Origin of the sequence: Methylobacterium sp. J-070 (assembly GCF_022829385.1) — a bacterium.
Taxonomy (GTDB): domain Bacteria; phylum Pseudomonadota; class Alphaproteobacteria; order Rhizobiales; family Beijerinckiaceae; genus Methylobacterium.
Genome location: NZ_JAKSXX010000194.1, coordinates 1 through 606, shown reverse-complemented (window position 1 = coordinate 606; position 606 = coordinate 1). Strand labels below are relative to the sequence as shown.

Here is a 606-nt window from a genome sequence, read left to right as displayed (position 1 = left end):
GCCAGACCTTCGACCCTCGCGGACCTGCGCAGAGCCGGCATCATCAGCAGCCAGGAGATCGTTGCGGCGATCGACGCGTACATGCGGGACCCGGCTGCTGGTCCCTACCGCTTTCCCAGCGGCCACAGCCTGGACATCGCTCCCATCGTAAAGGCCTCCGCCTTGGATCGGGTGGAGCGTGCCGGACCGCAAGAAAAGACGTTCCGGAACGGATTGGCTATCGCCATCATGGCCGCCCATCCGACCCCGCCTTAAGCCATTGCGGTCTGGCGAACGAGACGACATCCATTTGGCATGATCCGATCCGAACTTGTGGCCCGCATCGCGAAGCAGAACCTGCACCTCTATGCGAAGGGCGTCGAGGCGGTGGTCGATGCCATCCTTGACCGCATCGCCTTGGCCCTGGCGGACGGCGACCGGGTAGAGTTGCGCGACTTCGGCACGTTCAGTGTCCGCGACCGCAACCCCCGGGCCGCCCGTAACCCGCGCACCGGCAAGCAGGTGACGGTCCCGGCCAGGGTGCACGTCTACTTCAAACCGGGCAAGGGAATGCAGGCGCGGCTCAACCTTGAGAAGGTCGATCCTGAGGAGGTAGCGGAGCGGATC

The 606-nt window shown here is 65.0% G+C and carries 2 protein-coding genes; both read left to right on the top strand.

The window, feature by feature from the left end:
- Positions 1–255: hypothetical protein (locus tag MKL01_RS20750; protein ID WP_243907085.1), on the top strand; the 255-nt coding region annotated here is incomplete at its 5' end.
- 39 nt (positions 256–294) lie between these two features.
- A partial coding sequence (locus MKL01_RS20745) for an HU family DNA-binding protein (RefSeq protein ID WP_243907084.1) occupies positions 295–606 on the top strand: 312 nt, incomplete at its 3' end.